The 16737-nt window shown below is 68.2% G+C and carries 21 protein-coding genes and 1 tRNA gene; 10 read left to right on the forward strand and 12 right to left on the reverse strand.

All coding sequences use genetic code 11. From position 1 onward, the window contains the following. Positions 1-26: 26 nt before the first annotated feature. The 8 genes from K6T84_RS21785 to K6T84_RS21820 form a co-directional block, all read right to left on the reverse strand. Complete coding sequence (locus K6T84_RS21785; RefSeq protein ID WP_225400847.1) at positions 27-521, reverse strand: hypothetical protein; 495 nt, start codon at positions 519-521, stop codon at positions 27-29. Then, positions 518-871, reverse strand: a complete 354-nt coding sequence (locus K6T84_RS21790; RefSeq protein WP_225400848.1) for a hypothetical protein — start codon at positions 869-871, stop codon at positions 518-520. The genes K6T84_RS21785 and K6T84_RS21790 overlap by 4 nt, the downstream gene beginning before the upstream one ends. Further along, positions 871-1143 (reverse strand): hypothetical protein, encoded by a 273-nt coding sequence (locus tag K6T84_RS21795; protein WP_225400849.1) that lies wholly within the window; start codon positions 1141-1143, stop codon positions 871-873. The genes K6T84_RS21790 and K6T84_RS21795 overlap by 1 nt, the downstream gene beginning before the upstream one ends. Positions 1144-1337: 194 nt before the next feature. After that, positions 1338-1592 carry a hypothetical protein gene (locus tag K6T84_RS21800; RefSeq protein ID WP_225400850.1) on the reverse strand — a complete coding sequence of 85 codons (255 nt, stop codon included), beginning with the start codon at positions 1590-1592 and terminating at the stop codon, positions 1338-1340. After that, positions 1589-2056 (reverse strand): hypothetical protein, encoded by a 468-nt coding sequence (locus K6T84_RS21805; protein WP_225400851.1) that lies wholly within the window; start codon positions 2054-2056, stop codon positions 1589-1591. Before K6T84_RS21805 ends, K6T84_RS21800 begins: the two co-directional genes overlap by 4 nt. A 221-nt stretch (positions 2057-2277) precedes the next feature. Beyond that, the gene (locus K6T84_RS21810) at positions 2278-3480 is read right to left on the reverse strand and encodes an AAA family ATPase (RefSeq protein WP_225400852.1); all 1203 of its coding nucleotides are present in this window, start codon (positions 3478-3480) and stop codon (positions 2278-2280) included. Between the two features lie 11 nt (positions 3481-3491). Then, a complete protein-coding gene (locus K6T84_RS21815; protein WP_329786843.1) occupies positions 3492-4298 on the reverse strand; it encodes a bifunctional DNA primase/polymerase in 807 nt (268 codons plus the stop codon). 80 nt (positions 4299-4378) lie between these two features. Next, positions 4379-4582 (reverse strand): helix-turn-helix domain-containing protein, encoded by a 204-nt coding sequence (locus K6T84_RS21820; RefSeq protein WP_225400854.1) that lies wholly within the window; start codon positions 4580-4582, stop codon positions 4379-4381. Between the two features lie 215 nt (positions 4583-4797). On the opposite strand from K6T84_RS21820, the gene K6T84_RS21825 reads away from it, so the two are divergent. The 5 genes from K6T84_RS21825 (at position 4798) to K6T84_RS21845 (ending at position 7381) form a co-directional block, all read left to right on the forward strand. After that, positions 4798-5142, forward strand: coding sequence for a hypothetical protein (locus K6T84_RS21825; RefSeq protein WP_225400855.1), 345 nt, complete (start codon positions 4798-4800; stop codon positions 5140-5142). Further along, positions 5139-5810 carry a hypothetical protein gene (locus tag K6T84_RS21830; RefSeq protein WP_329786844.1) on the forward strand — a complete coding sequence of 224 codons (672 nt, stop codon included), beginning with the start codon at positions 5139-5141 and terminating at the stop codon, positions 5808-5810. Before K6T84_RS21825 ends, K6T84_RS21830 begins: the two co-directional genes overlap by 4 nt. Beyond that, complete coding sequence (locus tag K6T84_RS21835; protein WP_225400857.1) at positions 5810-6934, forward strand: site-specific integrase; 1125 nt, start codon at positions 5810-5812, stop codon at positions 6932-6934. Before K6T84_RS21830 ends, K6T84_RS21835 begins: the two co-directional genes overlap by 1 nt. A 70-nt stretch (positions 6935-7004) precedes the next feature. After that, a tRNA-Pro gene (locus K6T84_RS21840) sits at positions 7005-7078 on the forward strand. A gap of 45 nt (positions 7079-7123) precedes the next feature. Next, on the forward strand, positions 7124-7381 hold the full coding sequence (locus tag K6T84_RS21845; RefSeq protein WP_224863273.1) for a DUF3297 family protein: 258 nt from the start codon (positions 7124-7126) through the stop codon (positions 7379-7381). Positions 7382-7409: 28 nt separating this feature from the next. On the opposite strand, the gene K6T84_RS21850 is transcribed toward K6T84_RS21845, so the two are convergent. From K6T84_RS21850 to K6T84_RS21860, 3 genes are all read right to left on the reverse strand, one after another. After that, positions 7410-8054 carry a S1 family peptidase gene (locus K6T84_RS21850; protein ID WP_408066167.1) on the reverse strand — a complete coding sequence of 215 codons (645 nt, stop codon included), beginning with the start codon at positions 8052-8054 and terminating at the stop codon, positions 7410-7412. 89 nt (positions 8055-8143) lie between these two features. Continuing rightward, positions 8144-9928: a glycoside hydrolase family 15 protein gene (locus K6T84_RS21855; protein WP_224863277.1), complete on the reverse strand. Its 1785-nt coding sequence runs from the start codon at positions 9926-9928 to the stop codon at positions 8144-8146. A gap of 10 nt (positions 9929-9938) precedes the next feature. Then, on the reverse strand, positions 9939-10403 hold the full coding sequence (locus K6T84_RS21860; protein ID WP_224863280.1) for a GatB/YqeY domain-containing protein: 465 nt from the start codon (positions 10401-10403) through the stop codon (positions 9939-9941). Between K6T84_RS21860 and K6T84_RS21865 the strand changes: the two genes are divergently transcribed. From K6T84_RS21865 to K6T84_RS21885, 5 genes are read left to right on the forward strand one after another with little or no spacing between them, the layout of a single operon-like run. Further along, entirely contained in the window at positions 10402-11544 is a 1143-nt protein-coding gene (locus K6T84_RS21865) for a DUF7847 domain-containing protein (protein ID WP_408066165.1), read from the forward strand. The genes K6T84_RS21860 and K6T84_RS21865 overlap by 2 nt on opposite strands. Before the next feature lie 10 nt (positions 11545-11554). Then, the gene (locus tag K6T84_RS21870; protein ID WP_225400859.1) at positions 11555-12163 is read left to right on the forward strand and encodes a DUF4129 domain-containing protein; all 609 of its coding nucleotides are present in this window, start codon (positions 11555-11557) and stop codon (positions 12161-12163) included. After that, positions 12163-13269 (forward strand): DUF4350 domain-containing protein, encoded by a 1107-nt coding sequence (locus tag K6T84_RS21875; protein WP_225400860.1) that lies wholly within the window; start codon positions 12163-12165, stop codon positions 13267-13269. The genes K6T84_RS21870 and K6T84_RS21875 overlap by 1 nt, the downstream gene beginning before the upstream one ends. Further along, positions 13266-14243 (forward strand): AAA family ATPase, encoded by a 978-nt coding sequence (locus tag K6T84_RS21880; RefSeq protein ID WP_224863287.1) that lies wholly within the window; start codon positions 13266-13268, stop codon positions 14241-14243. The genes K6T84_RS21875 and K6T84_RS21880 overlap by 4 nt, the downstream gene beginning before the upstream one ends. After that, a complete protein-coding gene (locus tag K6T84_RS21885; RefSeq protein ID WP_225400861.1) occupies positions 14240-15559 on the forward strand; it encodes a DUF58 domain-containing protein in 1320 nt (439 codons plus the stop codon). Before K6T84_RS21880 ends, K6T84_RS21885 begins: the two co-directional genes overlap by 4 nt. Positions 15560-15677: 118 nt before the next feature. On the opposite strand, the gene K6T84_RS21890 is transcribed toward K6T84_RS21885, so the two are convergent. Next, positions 15678-16670, reverse strand: a complete 993-nt coding sequence (locus K6T84_RS21890; RefSeq protein WP_224863291.1) for a stage II sporulation protein M — start codon at positions 16668-16670, stop codon at positions 15678-15680. Positions 16671-16737: the final 67 nt, after the last annotated feature.

The raw sequence follows: 16737 nt of genomic DNA on the forward strand, positions 1-16737 counted from the left end.
CCGTACACTTTCCAGTGAAACACGGTTCAGCTGCGGAACGCGTCCGCGAACCCCGACCCGCCGCGTCCCTGCGAGGGATTACCCTGCTGCGGGTTAGGTTGCGGCACACCAGGGCTGCCGAGTCCGAACTCAGCCCGGACTTTCCCGGCGGCCTCAACCACGGCCGCCACGGTCAGCGCCCCCTGGTCGTCGCGGAGGCTGTCCAGCGTCACGCCTCCGGCGTCCCACAGCTTCCGGGCCAGCCCGGCCTGCTCCAGCGCGTGGTTCACGATGGCCTGTTCGGCGGCGTCGGCGCGTGCCTCAGTCTCGCGGAGTTTGACGCGCGTCGCCGCCGCCTCCTGGCGAGCCTTCTTGAGCGCCGGGTCTGCCGCGTCGGTGTCGTCGTCGTCGGCGGCGGGGTCGTCCTGGTGCCCGTCTTGGTCTCCGGCGGCCTCGGAACCCTCGGCCGGCACCTGGGCCGGGTCGGGTTCTGCGGGGGCGTCCGGGGCCGCGTCGGGGGTGCTGGGTGTGGATTTGGTCATGAGTCCTGCTCTCCTGTCATCTTGTTGATCTGTTCGGTTGCCTCATGGTTGAACCGGTAGCGGCGGCGCAGGTCGTCGCACAGCCAACCGACGGATGGCACGTGGTCATACGAGCCGGTCAGCCGGATCGCCTCTACCGCCTCGGTCAGAGCGCCTGCGGCGATGTTCGCCAGGGCGGCCACCAGGTGCCGCCCGCCGTCCACCGCTTGAGCGTTGAGCCAGAGTTGTTCGGCCTCGTCGGGCTTGCCCTCCGCAACAGCCCGAATCATGTGGGCCGCCATGATGCCGCCCAGCTCGGTGGCGTCCCCAATGTGCAGCTCGGGACGCGGATCATCTTCGTGATAGAGCATTAGTTTGCCTTCCTGGTTAGTTCAAATCGACGGTTGCGCAGGCGGATTCGCCCGGCCTTGACCAACGTCTCGCGGCCCTCGCGGACCCGCTGGTACGACAGCCCTCGTTCCTGTGCGAGCCTGTCCAGCTCGTTGAGGCTCAGTGGGCCGTCCGTGAGCCAGTCCAGGATCAGCCCGGCGGCTTGGGTGGCGGCCGAATCGAGGCTGTCTCCGACTGCGGTACTGCGGGCGAGCGCCGCCCGGTTCAGCTGGGCATGGTCGGTGGTGGTCAATTCAATCTCCTTTCGTTGCGGTGGTTCTGGTGAGCAGCGGGGGTCTCCGACGAGGCGGTCCAGCGGTGCGGAGCCGGGGTGGTCCAGGCCCGCTATACCGGTGCGCCGGTGCGTCCCTTCGGGACGCGCACCGGTCGCACTGGTGCGTAGTCGCTTCCGCACCGGTGCGCACCGGTCGCACCGGTCGGTGGTGGTCATTTCACTACCCCCACGAGCGAATAGATGCGGGTTGGTGTTGCGGTGATCTCGCCGCGAGCGCCCAATGCGGCCAGGGTTTCGGCTAGCCGCGCGGAGTTGAGACCCCGTTCGGATGCGAGGCTTTCCAAATCGCGGTGCGCGAGCGGACCATTCAGCAGCCAGGTCCGCACAAAGCGCATGGATTGCGCCAGCGGGTGCTGGCCGTCGCGGTGGCTTGGCTGCCCGCCGTATTTCGGTTTGGCGGATCTCATGACACACCGACCCTGGGCGACAGCGGTAAACCGCTGGGTCCCCGGCCACGCCGATATCCGGCATTCTCGGCGTCACGCAACTTGTCGATGTCCCGTTGCGCCATACCCAATCCGACGTTCGCCGTTACCCACCGGGGCGTACGCATGGTGTACCCGGCCAGCAGCGCGGCAGCAATCAATTCGCCGTTGGAGACATATCCGTCCACGGCGTCGTCCAAGGCATTTTCAGCGCGGTGTTTCATGCTATAGCTGCTCTGGTTCGGCGTTCTGATCTTGCCGACGTTGGCTAGCAGCCATTCGGCGATGACATGCACCCGTGAATAAGCGCCGAGCAACTCTGCGCGCTCGCGGTCATGGTTGCGGAGGCTGCTGTAATACCCGAACGAAGTTAGGGTGCGATGCTCATTAAGCACCCGTTCGAATGCCGCTCGGCTCAGGTCAGGTGGCGCGGTTAATGTGTTCATGGGATTGGTCCTTTCGGGTTGAGGCGTTGGTGGTCGGTGCGGTTATGGCGGCCAATGTGGTGGGGGTGCCCGTGGCGGGGTCCGCGTCGTCTTGCTTGCTTGCTTGCTTGCCACCCCCTCCGGGGGTGTTGGCAAGCAAGCAAGCCGCAAGACACCACGGCGAGACCTTGCTGTCTTGCCAGCAAGGCTTGCCAGCAAGATGGCAAGACACCGGCAAGACGTCACTCCGGGCATGGCTCACCCCGCCAGAACGCGTCAATCATTGAGTTCGCGGTACCCACGTACACGGCTTCGCCGCCCGCGCTCTTGAATCGCTTGATGATTTCGGCCTTGTTGGGGGTGCCGTCTCTCTTGACGGGCAGGTCTTTCTGCAGCGGCAGCCAGGCCCACAGCGCGTCGATCCGCTTGCGTGCCGCTGCCGTCACACCGCGCGCGGCATTGGCGTTGGTGTGCTCGGCCCGGCTGGTGGCCTTGTTGCGTCTCGGCCGCGCCACCAACACCCCGTCTTCTGGCAGCCGATCACCGGGCCGCGTGATGAACTCCGTGTGCGGTTCGAGGTCGAACGCGAACCGGCGGCATCGCATGTCTTTCGTCTTGCGCTGGTGCAGCTCGGCCACCATGCCCGCGCTGGGCCGGGCGATCTTGGCGACCTGCCACGGATTCGTCGCCCAGGTGCCCGCCCCGGCGAGATCCTCACCGACCTTGTTTGAGTGATGCACCACCAGAATCGCGGCGTCGGTCTCGCGCTGCAGATCCTCAACCCGGCGGTAGATCAACTCCTGTTCGGTGTTGCCGTTCTCCGGCACGCCGGGCGACACCCGTCGTTTGGTGTCCAGCACCAGCAGGGCGGTTCGGCGCTCGCGCATCAGCTCGGCCAGCTCGCGCATGTCCTCGTCGCTGTTGAGGTCGAACCCGTCGTACATCGTCAGGTTCTTGGTCACGTCCGACCACCGGTAGCCGAGTTGTTCGGCCCAGCCGCGCGCACGCCACCGGATGCCGCTGCCGCCCTCGGCGGCGATGTAGACGACATGTTCGCCTCTGGCTGCCTTTAACACCTTGCGCTTGGTCGGGTCGTCGGTGTCGGTGTCATCGACCGGGCAGTCGGCCTGATCGGGCAGAGGGTCCAGGCCGAACCACGGCTGGCCGGTGGCGACCGCGCATGCCGCCCCCATCGCGATAAACGACTTGAACGTGCCTTCCGCGCCGAACCACAGCGTGATCGTGTTGCGGTACAGCAGGTTTCCAATCAGCGGTTCGGCGGGTGGCCGGGAGAACGCCTCGTCGGTAATCTCGCGTTCGGCCAGCGGCACGCGCCGGTCGCCACCAACCATCCGCCGTTGCGCGTCCTGCTTGGCGAGCATCCGCGTCAGCTCGTACGTGACGAGTTCCTGGTATTCGGCGGTGGCCGACCCGTTGGTGGTCATCTCGCGGGTTCCTATCCGTGGACGCGGCGCTGGGCAGATTTGAGGGTCGCCAAGATGGCTTCGGCCTCCAAGCCGACGTTGGTCGCGGCCTCGATCAGGTACTTCTCGAAGAACTTGTAATCGCCTTGGCGCTGGGCATCGCAGGCCGAACGGAATAGCACGCCGTTGCGCTCGCCAACCGGTGCAGCTTGGATCCGCGCCATCAGATCCGCGACGCTGAAATACCGCCGTGGGCGATCCGCATCCCGGCCGCGTGTCTTCGATTTGACGGCGGGCAAGCCGGATCCCAGAAGCGCGGCCGGGAGATCCGCCACCGGATGCGGCTCCCAGCGGTAGGGCTGGCCGGTCTTCGGATGAATCGACGGTGGCAGGACCACGTAACCCCGGCCGGGCAACTTGACGTCGATACCGGGCAGGTTGGCCAGCACCTGGCGCTGCATCCCCATTGGCTGCCGCAGCCGGAACCACAGGTGACGCCCGCCATCGCCTCGACCCGACCAACAGGTCAACGTCGGCGGCAGCTCCCCATGTGCGGAGACCAATGTGGCGAGGCTGTCGGCTCCGCCGTTGCGGGGGTCGATGTCCAGCACGATGTGGTCGTCTGGGATCAACGTCCCGATGTTGTTGCGCGGGTTGGCGTCCCACCATCGGGCGACCTGCTGCACGCTCATCGGCCGGTCAGCCCAGCGTCGGATGGCGGGCTCTTTGAGTCGCGTCTTGAGCGGCACCAGGTGCCAACCGCGCTCGGCGTACTCGATTGCGTTGGCGCGCAATGATTCCAGCGGCATGGCTGCCCTGGTAAACTCGGCGGTGTTCATCGTGGACCTTTCAGCGGGGCCGGATGGCGGGCGGATCGGGTGGCCGGACTCTTCGGGTCCGGCCATTCGGCTATCCGGGGTCAGTCACGGGACACGGTGATGGCGGCGATGAACTTCTCGACCTCCGCGATCGGATACATCACGCGGATACCGACTTTCGCGTAGACGGGTCCACCGCCCTCGTGCCGCCAGGATCGCAGTCGGCCTACGGTCGTGCGCAGCAGCGCGGCGACCTCGTCGGGGGTGTAGAACACCGGCTTGATGGTCGGGGTGTTGTCGTTCATGTTGGTCAGCCTCCTGTTTCAGCGGCGGGCGGTGTGCGGTGTCGCGAGATCCACCGTATCAGCTCGGATCAGGCGCAGGAATTTCATTACTATGGTCTGGCCTGCGGTGTCGGACGATTACAGGTACTAGCACCTTGTGTGTCAGGTGATTTGTCATGTATCGTTCGTGTCATCCCGCAGCAGCGGGTGTCACCGCACCGGAAGGAACGCACGCCATGGGCAAGCACCTGATCATCGATACCGAGCCGTATGTCCTCAGCGACGGCGAAGAGCAACAGGTCGCGCGCCTGGCGGAGCAATGGGTCGATGACCACTACGAGCAGATGTGGGAGTACGCCCGTCAGCACCTGGGCGGCAAGCTGTCCGGCGTACCCGGCCCGTTCGACGCGCTGCTGCGCGAAATCGCCATGCGGTTCAGCATCGAGACCAACAACGAACTCGATATCCGCCGGGTGAAGTTCTTCGCGCACTTTGACGAGGCGCGCGGCCCGCAGGCCGCGAAGGATGCGGCCAGCTGGGCGAGCCTGTCTATGGCGCTCCGGACGGGCGACCTGCCGTGAAACTCCCCGCCGAACTCCGATGGGCATCCACCCCGGCCCAGGTCGCCGGGTCCAATACCAGACGCATACGGAAGGAGGCCGGGGTCACCCTGGAGGCCCTATCTATCGCGGCGAAGCGATGCGGGCTCAAATGGTCGGCCGGGCGAGTGGCCGACTTTGAGGCGGGCCGGGTGGAGCTGACCCTCACCACATTGGTCGCCGTCGCCCAGGCCCTGGCGAATGCGGCTGACCAACCGATCACGTTGGCCGACCTGCTGGCGACCGAGACACCCGTCGAAATCGCCGGTGGCACAAGGACGGACGTGGCCGACCTGCTGGCCGGTGCGGCGCTGGCACCGCAGCCCGATACGCCGGTCACCCCGACCGAGTTGGCGCGGCGGCACGGGTACACCGATCTGGCCGACGCGGCGGCGAAGCTCGGCGTGACCAAAGCCCGCGTGCCAACCATGCTGACCGCGACCGAGCAGGCCGGATTGGTTGACCGGCGGGCAGCCCGCGCGCTCGGCATCTCGCTGGCCGACCTCATCCGGCATTCGGTCGATTTGTGGGGCCGGGGGTTCACGGCGCAGCGGGATCGGGTGGCGGGCACCGACGCCGACACCGCACGCTTGGGCGAGGTCACCCGCGAGTTACGCGACCAGATCGCCGCCCGGATCGGCGGTCAGTGATGGCCAGCATTGAGAAGTACGCCACCAAGACCGGCCAGCGGTACAAGGTCCGGTATCGCGATGCTGACGACCGTCAGCATCAGCGCAAGGGCTTCTCGACCTTAAAGGAGGCCAGGCTCTACGCCGCCACGGTAGAGACCAAGGTGGCGTCGGGAACCTGGGTCGATCCCAGCGCCGGGAAGATCACCGTGGGCAAGCTGTATCCGTCGTGGCGCGACGGGCAGACGCACATCAAGGCGACCACCAGGGCAACCCGGCTGACCGCCTGGAATGCACACGTTAAGGAGCGGTGGGAGGACGTCGAGGTCGGCAAGATCCGGCCCTCGGCGGTGCGCTCGTGGATCGCGGCGATGGCGACCAATGGGGCCGGGGCTGCCACCGTGGAGAACGCACTCGGCGTCCTGCGCGGTGTGCTGGCTGCCGCGCTGGAAGATGGGTTGATCCCGTCGAATCCGGCTGCCGGTGTCCGCGCTCCCCGGCGCACGCCGAAGGTCAAGCGGTACCTGACTCATCCGCAGGTCGCCGCCCTGGCTGCCGAATGCGGCGACGACGCCATCATCGTGAACACCTTGATCTATACCTGTATCCGGGCCGGTGAGCTGGCCGGGTTGCGCGTGGCTGACGTCGATTTCCTGCGCAAGCGGATGAACATCTCGCGGTCGATTAGCTACGTGCGCGGCTCGGGGATGGTCGAGTCGGCCACCAAGACCTACGAGTCGCGCTCGATTCCTCTGGTCGCCAGCCTGGTCGAGCCTCTGTCGCGGCTGGCTGCCGGGAAGTCTCGCGACGATCTGCTGTTCGGCGGGCCGGATGGCGAGGCGTGGCGCGTGAATAACTGGCGTCGGCGGGTGTTCCATCCGGCCGTGATGCGATGCCGCAAGGCCGACGACACCTTCCCAGCCATCACCGTGCACGACTGCCGGTCGGCGGGCATCAGCCTGCTGATCGCGGCCGGAGCGAATCTCAAGCTGGTGCAGCTCGCCGCCGGGCACGCCTCCGGTGCCGTCACCGCCGACATCTACGGGTCGTTGCTGCCCGACACCCTGGATACGGTGTCGGAGGCCCTGGAAGCCCAGCGGCTGGCCTCATGTGACCCCGGTGTGACCCCGGCGGTGTCATCGTGACCAGCACAGACGGCCAGGGAATACCGCGTATATGCCCTCACCGGCGGTGCTGTAATCTATGAGACGGCCACGGGGTGTGGCGCAGCTTGGTAGCGTGCTTCGTTCGGGACGAAGAGGTCGCAGGTTCAAATCCTGTCACCCCGACTTAGGTTGTTGCAGTTGTATTCCGCGCATTCAACGAAGGCCATCATGTCCGAGGACCAGAACACCGACGTTCCACCGAATCACCTCTCCGTCGATCCACGCAGCGCCTTCTACAGCGAAGAGGTGCTCCGCCGCGGCGTGGGTATTCGCTTCAACGGCGCCGAGAAGACCAATGTGTACGAATACGACGTGGCCGAGGGGTGGGTGCGTGTGGAAGTCCCCACCGCCAAGGACCGCCGCGGAAATCCGATGGTCGTCAAGCTGAACGGCACGGTCGAACCGTATTTCCGCGTAGCGGAATAGCGGACGCACTTGGGCACGCCGGCCATCCTCAGTTCAGGATGTGCAGCCGCCAGCGACCCAGCAGCGGCTCGACCATCACGAACGTGGTGATGTTGTCGTCGTCTTCGGGACCGCCCATCAGGATTCCGGCCGCATTGATCGTGCCGTCCGGGTTCTTCACGAAACCCGGACTGCCGCTGTCGCCTTCGATACTGTACAGGTTCGTCGTGAACACGTTGCCGGCGATCTCGGTCACCTCACCACAGGTCTCCCCGGACTGCGAACCCACCTTGCAGAACGGCATGCCGACCTGAATCTGGTCGGGCCGCAACACATCCCGGATGTGATACCGCCCGTCGACGCCGCCGTTGGGCGCTGGCGTTCCCGGGCGCAGCCGGATGATGGCCGCGTCGCGGTCGTCGCCGTTGTTCTCACTGGCGAAGATCCGGCCCAGTGGGGCCGCATCGGCATCGGTCCATTCCGAGTAGTCGCCGGCGTCGCAATGCCCACTGGTCAGCAGGTAGTAGTCGCCGAAGCGGTCCTGGGCGGCAAATCCGGCGGTGCACACGCTGCTGTCGTCGCCGACTTCCATGCCTGCCGTCGGGCTGGCCGGCGCCGGTCCGGCGAACACCACGCCGGCGCTTGTGAGCGCGGCGGCGAGCAGGGCGGGTATCCACGCCCACCGGGTGGCCATGTCGGGAGCGGCCAGGCGTCGAACCTCGCGCGAAACTGGACCCACCCGGCGATGTTAGCCGTGTGGGTTGGCCGGACCGGCGCCCCGGCTCACCGAGCCCGGGTCCGGGTCGACTCGCCGCTCAACGCCCGCGCGGTGTTGACCAGCCCCACCATCGAAAACGCCTGCGGCGTATTGCCGACCTGTCGGCCGGCGAGGGTGTCGTACTCCTCGCTGAGCAGCCCCACGTCGTTGCGCAGGCCCAGTAGCCGTTCGAACAGTTCGCGGGCCTCGTCACGGCGGCCGATGCCGTGCAGCGCGTCGGCCAGCCAGAAGGTGCACACCAGAAACGCGCCCTCGGTGCCGGGCAGGCCGTCCACCGAGCCCTCGTCGGTCTGGTAACGCTTCAGGAAGCCGTCACAAGACAGCTCACGCTGCACCGCGTCGACGGTCCCGGCCACCCGCGGGTCGTCCCACGGCAGGAAACCTACCCGCGGAATCAGCAGCAACGCCGAATCCAGACCGGGCGACCCGTAGGACTGGGTGAACGTGCCCCGCTCGGCGTCGAAGCCGTGCTCGCAGACGTCGGCGTGGATGGTATCGGCCAGTGCCCGCCACTTGGCTGCCGGGCCCTGGCGGCCGTGGGCCTCGATGGCGTGCACCGCACGGTCCACCCCGGCCCAGGCCATCACCTTCGAATGCACGAAATGTCGTTGCGGGCCACGCACTTCCCACAGGCTGGCGTCGGGTTTGTCCCAGTGGCCCTCGAGGAAGTCCAGCAGGGCGCACTGGATGTCCCAGGCGGTGTCTTCGCACTCCAATCCGGAATCCAGCACCAGGTTCAGCCCGTCGAGCACCTCACCCCAGACGTCGAGCTGGAACTGTCCCGCGGCCTCGTTGCCGATCCGCACCGGCGCCGAACCCTCGTACCCCGGCAGCCAATCGAGCGTCTGCTCCGGCAGCCGGCGGGTACCGTCGAGGCCGTACATGATCTGCAGTTTGGCCGGGTCGCCGGCCACCGCACGCACCAGCCACTCCCGCCAGGCCTTGGCCTCGTCGACGTAGCCGGTGCCGATCAGCGCCTGCAGGGTGAAGGTGGCATCACGCAGCCAGCAGTATCGGTAGTCCCAATTACGAGCGCCCCCAATGCATTCCGGAAGTGATGTGGTGGCAGCGGCGACGATCCCGCCGGTTGGGGCGTAGGTGAGCGCCTTGAGGGTGATCACCGCCCGGCGCACGGCATCATCCCACTGACCCCGATAGCTGCACCGGTCGATCCAGTTGCGCCAGAACGACTCGGTCTTCGCCAGCGCGCGCTGCGCTTCCGCACGTACGGCATCCGGCAGCAGATGCGACGGCGTGTGGGTGAGAACGAAGGGCACCTTTTCGCCGGCGGACACCTCGAACTCACCGACCGTCGTCAGGTTCTCGCCCCGGATCTCGATCTGAGTGGTCAGACACACCGTGTCCGGGCCGGCGACCGCGATCAGCCCGTAGTCACTGCGTCGTATCCAGGGCACCACATTGCCGTAGTCGAACCGGATCACCAGATCCATCCGCATCGACACCCGACCGGTCATCCCTTCGACGATTCGGACGACGTCGGCGGCCTTCCCGCGCGGCGGCATGAAGTCGGTGATCCGCACGGTGCCGGTCGGAGTGTCCCACTCGCTGTCGACGATCAGGGTGTCGCCGCGGTAGCCGCGTCGGGTGGCCGGCCCGCCGCCGGCCGGGGCGATACGCCAGAACCCGGCGGATTCGTCGTGCAGCAGCGCGGCGAAACACGCCGGGGAGTCGAACCGGGGCAGGCACAGCCAGTCGATGCTGCCGTCGCGACCCAGCAGCGCCGCAGTATGCAGGTCACCGAGTAGCGCGTAGTCCTCGATGCGTGCCATCAGCCCAGAATTACAGGCGTTCCCTGACCGCGGCCGACAGCCGGGACCCATCGGCCTTGCCGGCGGCGATCGCGGTGGCGGCCTTCATCACCTGGCCCATGTGCTTCATGTGCGGCCGCTCCCCGATCTCCTCGGCCACCTGCGCGAGGGCGGTGTCGACGACGTCGACCAGTTCGGCATCGCTGAGCGGCGTGGGCAGGTACTCCTCGATGATGCGTGCCTCGGCGTGCTCTTCAGCGGCCAGTTCGCCGCGGCCGTTCTCGGTGTAGATCTCGGCCGCCTCGGTACGTTTGCGGGCCTCGCGCGCCAGCACCTTGAGCACGTCTTCGTCGGTCAGCTCCCGAGCCTGCTTTCCGGAGACCTCTTCGGTCTGGATCGCTGCCAGCAACATCCGCAGGGTCGCGGTACGCAGTTTGTCCTGCGCCTTCATCGCCGTGGTCAGGTCCGTCCGCAACTGCGACTTGAGTTCCGCCATGCCGCATAACGCTACGCTCAGTCCTATGGTGAACCCGCCACCGCCCGGTTACGGCCCGCCACCCGGCCATTACGGCCCGCCGCCCGGCTACCCGGCTTATCCCCCACCCGGTTACGGACCCCCGCCCGGCTACTACGGGCCCCCGCCCGGCTATTTCGGCCCGCCCCCCGGTTACCCGCAGCCCGAACTCAAGCCCGGGGTGATCCCGCTGCGCCCGCTGAGCCTCACCGAGCTCTACAACGGGGCGGTCGGCTACGTCCGGGCCAACCCCAAGGTGGTGCTCGGCCTGACCGCGATCGTGGTGGTGACCACCCAGATCCTCAACGGGTTCGCCCAGGTCGGCCTGTTGTCGGCCCTCGGCCCGTCTCACGAATCGACGGAGCCGTCATTGGGCGATGTGGTGCCATGGCTGACCGTGATCATCGGCGCCGGCCTCGTGACCGCACTGGGCACGATCGTGCTTACCGGCATGCTCACCGCCGTGGTCGGGCGTGCGGTGTTCGGGTCGCCGATCACCATCGGCGAGGCCTGGGCGATCGCACGGAACCGGTTCGCGGCACTGATCGGCGTGGCCGCACTCTTCGGTGTGGCCGCGATGTTGTTGTTGGCGGTGGTGGTCGCGGCGATCGTCTCCGCCGGGGCGACCGCAGGAGTGGGCGCCGCCGTGCTGATCGGTCTGCCGCTGATGCTGGGGCTGATCGGTGCACTGGGGTTCGGCTACGCGGCGCTGGTGTTCGCGCCGACGGTGATCGTGCTGGAACGTCAACCGGTGTTCGAGGCGATCCGCCGTTCATATGCCTTGGTGCGCAACAGCTTCTGGCGGGTACTGGGAATCATGGCCCTGACCGGGCTGATCGCTTCGGTGATCAGCAGCGCGGTGGCGTTCCCGTTCGAGATGCTCGGCATGATCTTCACCCACGGCGCCGACGTCACGTCCGGCCTCGCGCAGCTGAGCGTATTCGGCCGGGTCGGTGCGACGATCGGCCAGATCATCGTGCTGCCGTTCAGCGCCGGCGTGGCGGTGCTGCTCTACACCGACCGCCGTATCCGGGCCGAGGCGTTCGATCTGGTGCTGCGAACCGGCGCGATAGGCGGGCCGTACCCCGGGTCGACGGACGGCCTGTGGCTGACCCGCAGGTGACGGCGGCGTCGTGACGGGCGTCGACATCGACAGCGAAACCGCCCGCGAAGCCGCGGAACGCGAACTGAGCAAACCGATCTACCCGCGACCCTCGCCCAAGCAACAGTTCCTCGACTACCTCGAGACCCTGGTGCGACGGCTGGTGCTCAAAGGAACCGAACTGCCCGGCGGTTGGTTCACGATCAGCCTGCTGCTGATCCTGCTCGTGGTGGCGGTGCTGGTCGCCGTGCGGGTCGCCCGGCGCACCCTGCGTGACGGCCGCCGGGATCGACCGGTGTTCGGTACCGCCCGGCTCAGCGCCGCCGAACACCGCGCGACCGCACTGCGCTGCGCGGCTGCCGGGGATTGGGCGCAGGCCATCCGGCACCGGCTGCGGGCGGTGGCCCGCGAACTCGAAGAGGCCGGGGTGATTCCGGCTGCCCCGGCGCGGACGGCCACCGAGCTGAGCCGCGACGCCGGCGCGGTCCTTCCCGATCTGGCGAGTGAATTATCCCGTGCCGCTGAGATATTCAACGACGTCAACTATGGCGATCTGCCGGCCACCGCAGACGGCTACCGGATGATCGCCGGGCTCGACGAGCAGGTGCGCGGCGCAGCGCAGCGGCGGCAACTCCGGTGATGGCGACCCGGCGGACGTGGCTGTGGGTCGCCGCGGCGCTGGCGGCGATCGTCGCGGCGGCCGCCGTGGGCACGTATCTGACCAGCCCCCGGCCGGGCGGCCGAATGGATCCGCACGCCACCGGACCCGACGGCGCACACGCGCTGGTGACACTGTTGCGCGACCGCGGTGTTGACGTGGTGGTGGCCGGCTCCGTCGCCGACGTCGAACGCCACGCTCGCCCGGACACCCTGGTGCTGGTCGCCGAAACCATGCGCATCACCGACGAAGAACTGTTGGAGCGGTTGGCGAAGGTGCCCGGCGATCGGCTGTTGATCGCACCCAGCCCCCGGGCGCGCGACGCGCTTGCGCCGGCGATCCAGGCCGGCCCGATGCGGGCTTTCACCGCCGAGCCCGACTGCCGGATGCGCGCGGCGGAACGCGCCGGAACAGTCGATCTGCGGTCCACCGCAACCTATGTCGGCAAACAGGGTGAGGCGGTGCGTAGTTGCTACGCCGGTGCGCTGGTGCGCTTCCACCGCGGCGATCAGACCGTCACGGTGGTCGGCAGTGAATCCTTTATGACCAACGCGGACCTGGCTCGCGAGGGCAATGCCGCACTGGCATTGAACCTTGCGGGTGCGCGGGATCGCCTCATCTGGTACGCGCCACAACACGTCGAAGGTGGAAGACAGGCAGCGGCAAAGATTTCCGATCTGATTCCGAACGGCGTGCGTTGGCTGTTCTGGCAGTTGTGCGTCGCGCTGACGCTGGCGGCCGTGTGGAAGGGACGCCGGCTCGGACCCCTGGTCGCCGAGCTGCTGCCGGTGGTGGTGCGCGCCTCTGAGACCGTTGAGGGACTCGGTCGGCTCTATCGTTCGCGCCGGGCCCGCGATCGGGCCGCCCTCGCGCTGCGCACCGCGACCCTGCGTCGGCTCGCCCCCCGACTGGGATTGGGGCCCGCACCGGATCCCGAAGCACTGATCGCAACGGTCACTGGGCGCATCGGTGGAAACCCGAACCTGCTGTGGCACATCCTGTTCGGTCCCGCGCCGGACTCCGACGACGCACTGGTCTCGCTTGCCCGCACACTCGACGACATCGAAAGGCAGGTCACCACCTCGTGACACAGAATCCCCAGGAGAATCCGGCGGCCACCGCAGCGCGCGAAGCCCTGCTGGCGGTGCGCAGCGAAGTCGCCAAAGTGGTGGTCGGCCAGGACGCGGTGGTCAGCGGGCTGATGATCGCCCTGTTGTGTCGCGGCCATGTGCTGCTCGAAGGTGTTCCGGGCGTGGCCAAGACATTGTTGGTCCGCACGTTGGGCGCGGCATTGCGGCTGGACTTCAAACGCATCCAGTTCACCCCCGACCTCATGCCGGGCGACATCACCGGCTCGCTGGTCTATGACACGCACACCGCGGCGTTCGCCTTCCGGCCCGGCCCGGTCTTCACCAACCTGCTGCTGGCCGACGAGATCAACCGCACACCGCCGAAAACCCAAGCGGCGCTGCTGGAGGCGATGGAGGAGCGCCAGGTCAGCGTGGACGGTTCCGCCAAGCCGCTGCCCGACCCGTTCATCGTGGCGGCCACCGCGAACCCGATCGAGTACGAGGGCACTTACCGGTTGCCGGAGGCCCAACTCGATCGTTTCCTGCTGAAACTGAATGTGCCGCTGCCGGTGCGCGAAGCAGAGATCGACATCCTGGCCCGGCACGCCCGCGGATTCGACCCGCACGACCTGTCCACGGTCAGCGCGGTGGCCGGTGCCGCGGACCTGGCTGCGGGACGCGACGCGGTGCGCCAGGTGCTGGTGGCCGACCAGGTGCTGGGCTACATCGTCGACGTGGTGGCGGCCACCCGGCACTCCCCCGCACTGCAACTGGGTGTGTCACCGCGCGGGGCGACCGCGCTGCTGGCCAGCTCGCGGTCGTGGGCGTGGCTGTCCGGGCGCAACTACGTCACCCCCGACGACGTCAAGGCGATGGCCCGCTCCACACTGCGACACCGGGTGATGCTGCGCCCGGAGGCCGAGCTGGAGGGCGCCAGCACCGACGGTGTGCTCGACGGCATCCTGGCGTCGGTTCCGGTGCCGCGCTGGTGATCCTGACCGGACGCACCGCGCTGATCGCACTGATCTGCGGCCTGCCCGTGGCGCTGGCACCGTGGCCGGCGACCGCGTTCGCGGTGCTGCTGGCCGGGCTGGTGGTCGCTGTGGTGCTCGATGTGGCACTGGCCGCCGATCCGCACGGGTTGCGCATCAACCGCTCGGTGGATGCCTCCGTTCGGCTCGGCCAGTCGGTGCCGACCACCATGTCGATCGTCAACGGCGGCCGCCGGTTTCGGGGCCGGCTGCGGGACGCGTGGCCGCCCAGTGCGTGCGCGGTGCCGCGCGAGCACCCGCTGGAGCTGGCGGCGCAGCGCGAGCACCGGGTGGTGACCGAGCTGCGGCCAAACCGGCGCGGTGATCAGCAGGCCGCGCGGGTCACGGTGCGATCAGTCGGGCCGCTGGGCCTGGCCGGGCGGCAACGATCCCGAACCGTGCCCGGTCGGGTCCGGGTCCTGCCGCCGTTCCTGTCGCGTCGGCACCTGCCGGCCCGATTGGCCCGACTGCGCGAGATCGACGGGAACCTGCCGGCGCTGGTGCGCGGTCAGGGCAGTGAGTTCGACTCGCTGCGCGAATACGTGCCCGGGGACGACGTCCGCTCGATCGACTGGCGGGCCACCGCTCGGCGCTCCGAGGTGGTGGTGCGGACCTGGCGGCCCGAACGCGACCGGCGGGTGGTGATCGTGCTGGACACCGGCCGGACCGCGGCGGGCCGGATCGGCGTCGACCCGACGTCGCGCGACCCGGCGGGCTGGCCCCGGCTGGATTGGTCGATGGATGCGGCATTGCTGTTGGCGGCGTTGGCGATCCGCGCCGGCGATCACGTGGACCTGCTGGCCCACGACTCTGTGACCCGGGCAAGCGTGTTCGGCGCGTCGCGGACCCGTCTGTTCGTCCAGCTGGTGGAGGCGATGGCGCCGCTGCAGCCGGCACTGGTCGAGTCCGACGCCGCGGCGATGCTGGCCACCCTGTCCCGGCGGGCGCACCGCGATCATCTGGTGGTGCTACTGACCGATCTGAATCCCTCCGCCCTGGAGGAGGGACTGCTGCCGGTGCTGCCGAAGCTGACCGCCGAGCACCAGGTGATTCTGGCCGCGGTGGCCGATCCGCGGGTGCAGGCGTTGGCGCAGGGTCGCTCCGACGCCGCCGCGGTGTATGACGCGGGTGCCGCGGAACGCGCCAACAATCAGCGTCAGGCGATCGCGGGCCGGTTACGCCGCGCCGGCGTGGAGGTGATCGACGCTCCGCCGGAGGAGTTGGCGCCGGCCTTGGCCGATGCCTATCTGGCGATGAAGGCCGCCGGCCGGCTCTGACATCTTTCCCGCAAGCGTGCACAAACGTCCGGCATTTCCCCAGGTCGGGGTGAACACTTCTGCACGCTCGCGGCGGGGGCGGGGGTGGGGGCGGAGCGTGGGCGGGGGCGGGGGCGGTCTAGCCGGTGGGCACCACGTCGGGGGCGCTGTCGATGTCACCGGTCTCGTCGGCGGCGACGGCCCGGCGGCCGAAATGCACCACGTAGGCCAGAAACCCTGCCTCAGCGGCGATCCCGATCCCGATCCGCAACCAGGTCGGCAACCCCGACGGGGTCACCAGCGCTTCGACCAGGCCTGCCACGGCAAACACCACCACCAGCCCGACCGCGACCGCGACCACGGCGCGGCCCTGCTCGGCGAGCACCTGACCGCGCGGCCGGTCGCCCGGCGCGATCACCATCCAGCCCAGCCGCATGCCCACCGCACCGGCCAGGAACACCGCCGTCAGCTCCAGCAAACCGTGCGGGATGAGCAGTCCGAGCATGAACGCACCGCGGCCGGCGTCGAACATCAGACCGAGCCCCACCCCGAGGTTGACGGCGTTGGACAGCAGCATCAGCGGGATCGGCAGGCCGAGCAGCACCGCAGACGCGATCGCGCGGGCCGCGACCCAGGCGTTGTTCACCCAGACCTGCAGCGCGAACGACCCAGCGGGATGCGCGCTGTAGTACGCCTCGAAGTCATGGTCGACCAACCGGTCGATCTCGGCGGGCGTGCCGATCACCGCCTGCACGTCGGGACTGCCGGCCACCCAGCAGGCGATCACCGCCGCGACCGCCAGGAACACCACGGCGGTACCCAGCCACCATCGCCACGCCCGGTAGGCCACCACCGGGAACGACACCGTCGCAAAGCGGACGAACTCCGAGGCCAGCGGGGCGTGCGCCCCGGTGACGGCGGCGCGCGAACGAGCCACCAGGCTGGACAGTCGACCGATCAGCGCAGGGTCCGAGGACGACGATCGCACCACCGACAGGTGGGTGGAGACCCGCTGGTATAGATCGGCAAGCTGGTCGACCTCGGCACCGGTCAGCCGGCGGCGGCTCTTGACCAGTGACTCCAGTCGATTCCAGGCCGGGCGATGGGTCAGCACGAAGGCGTCGACATCCACGTCGCCGAGCGTAGCGGCGATCGCCAGCGCGACGAAGTCGGGCGCAGCGGGTCGACGCCATCAGGCA

It is taken from the genome of Mycobacterium zoologicum, from assembly GCF_020181635.2.
GTDB lineage: Bacteria > Actinomycetota > Actinomycetes > Mycobacteriales > Mycobacteriaceae > Mycobacterium > Mycobacterium zoologicum.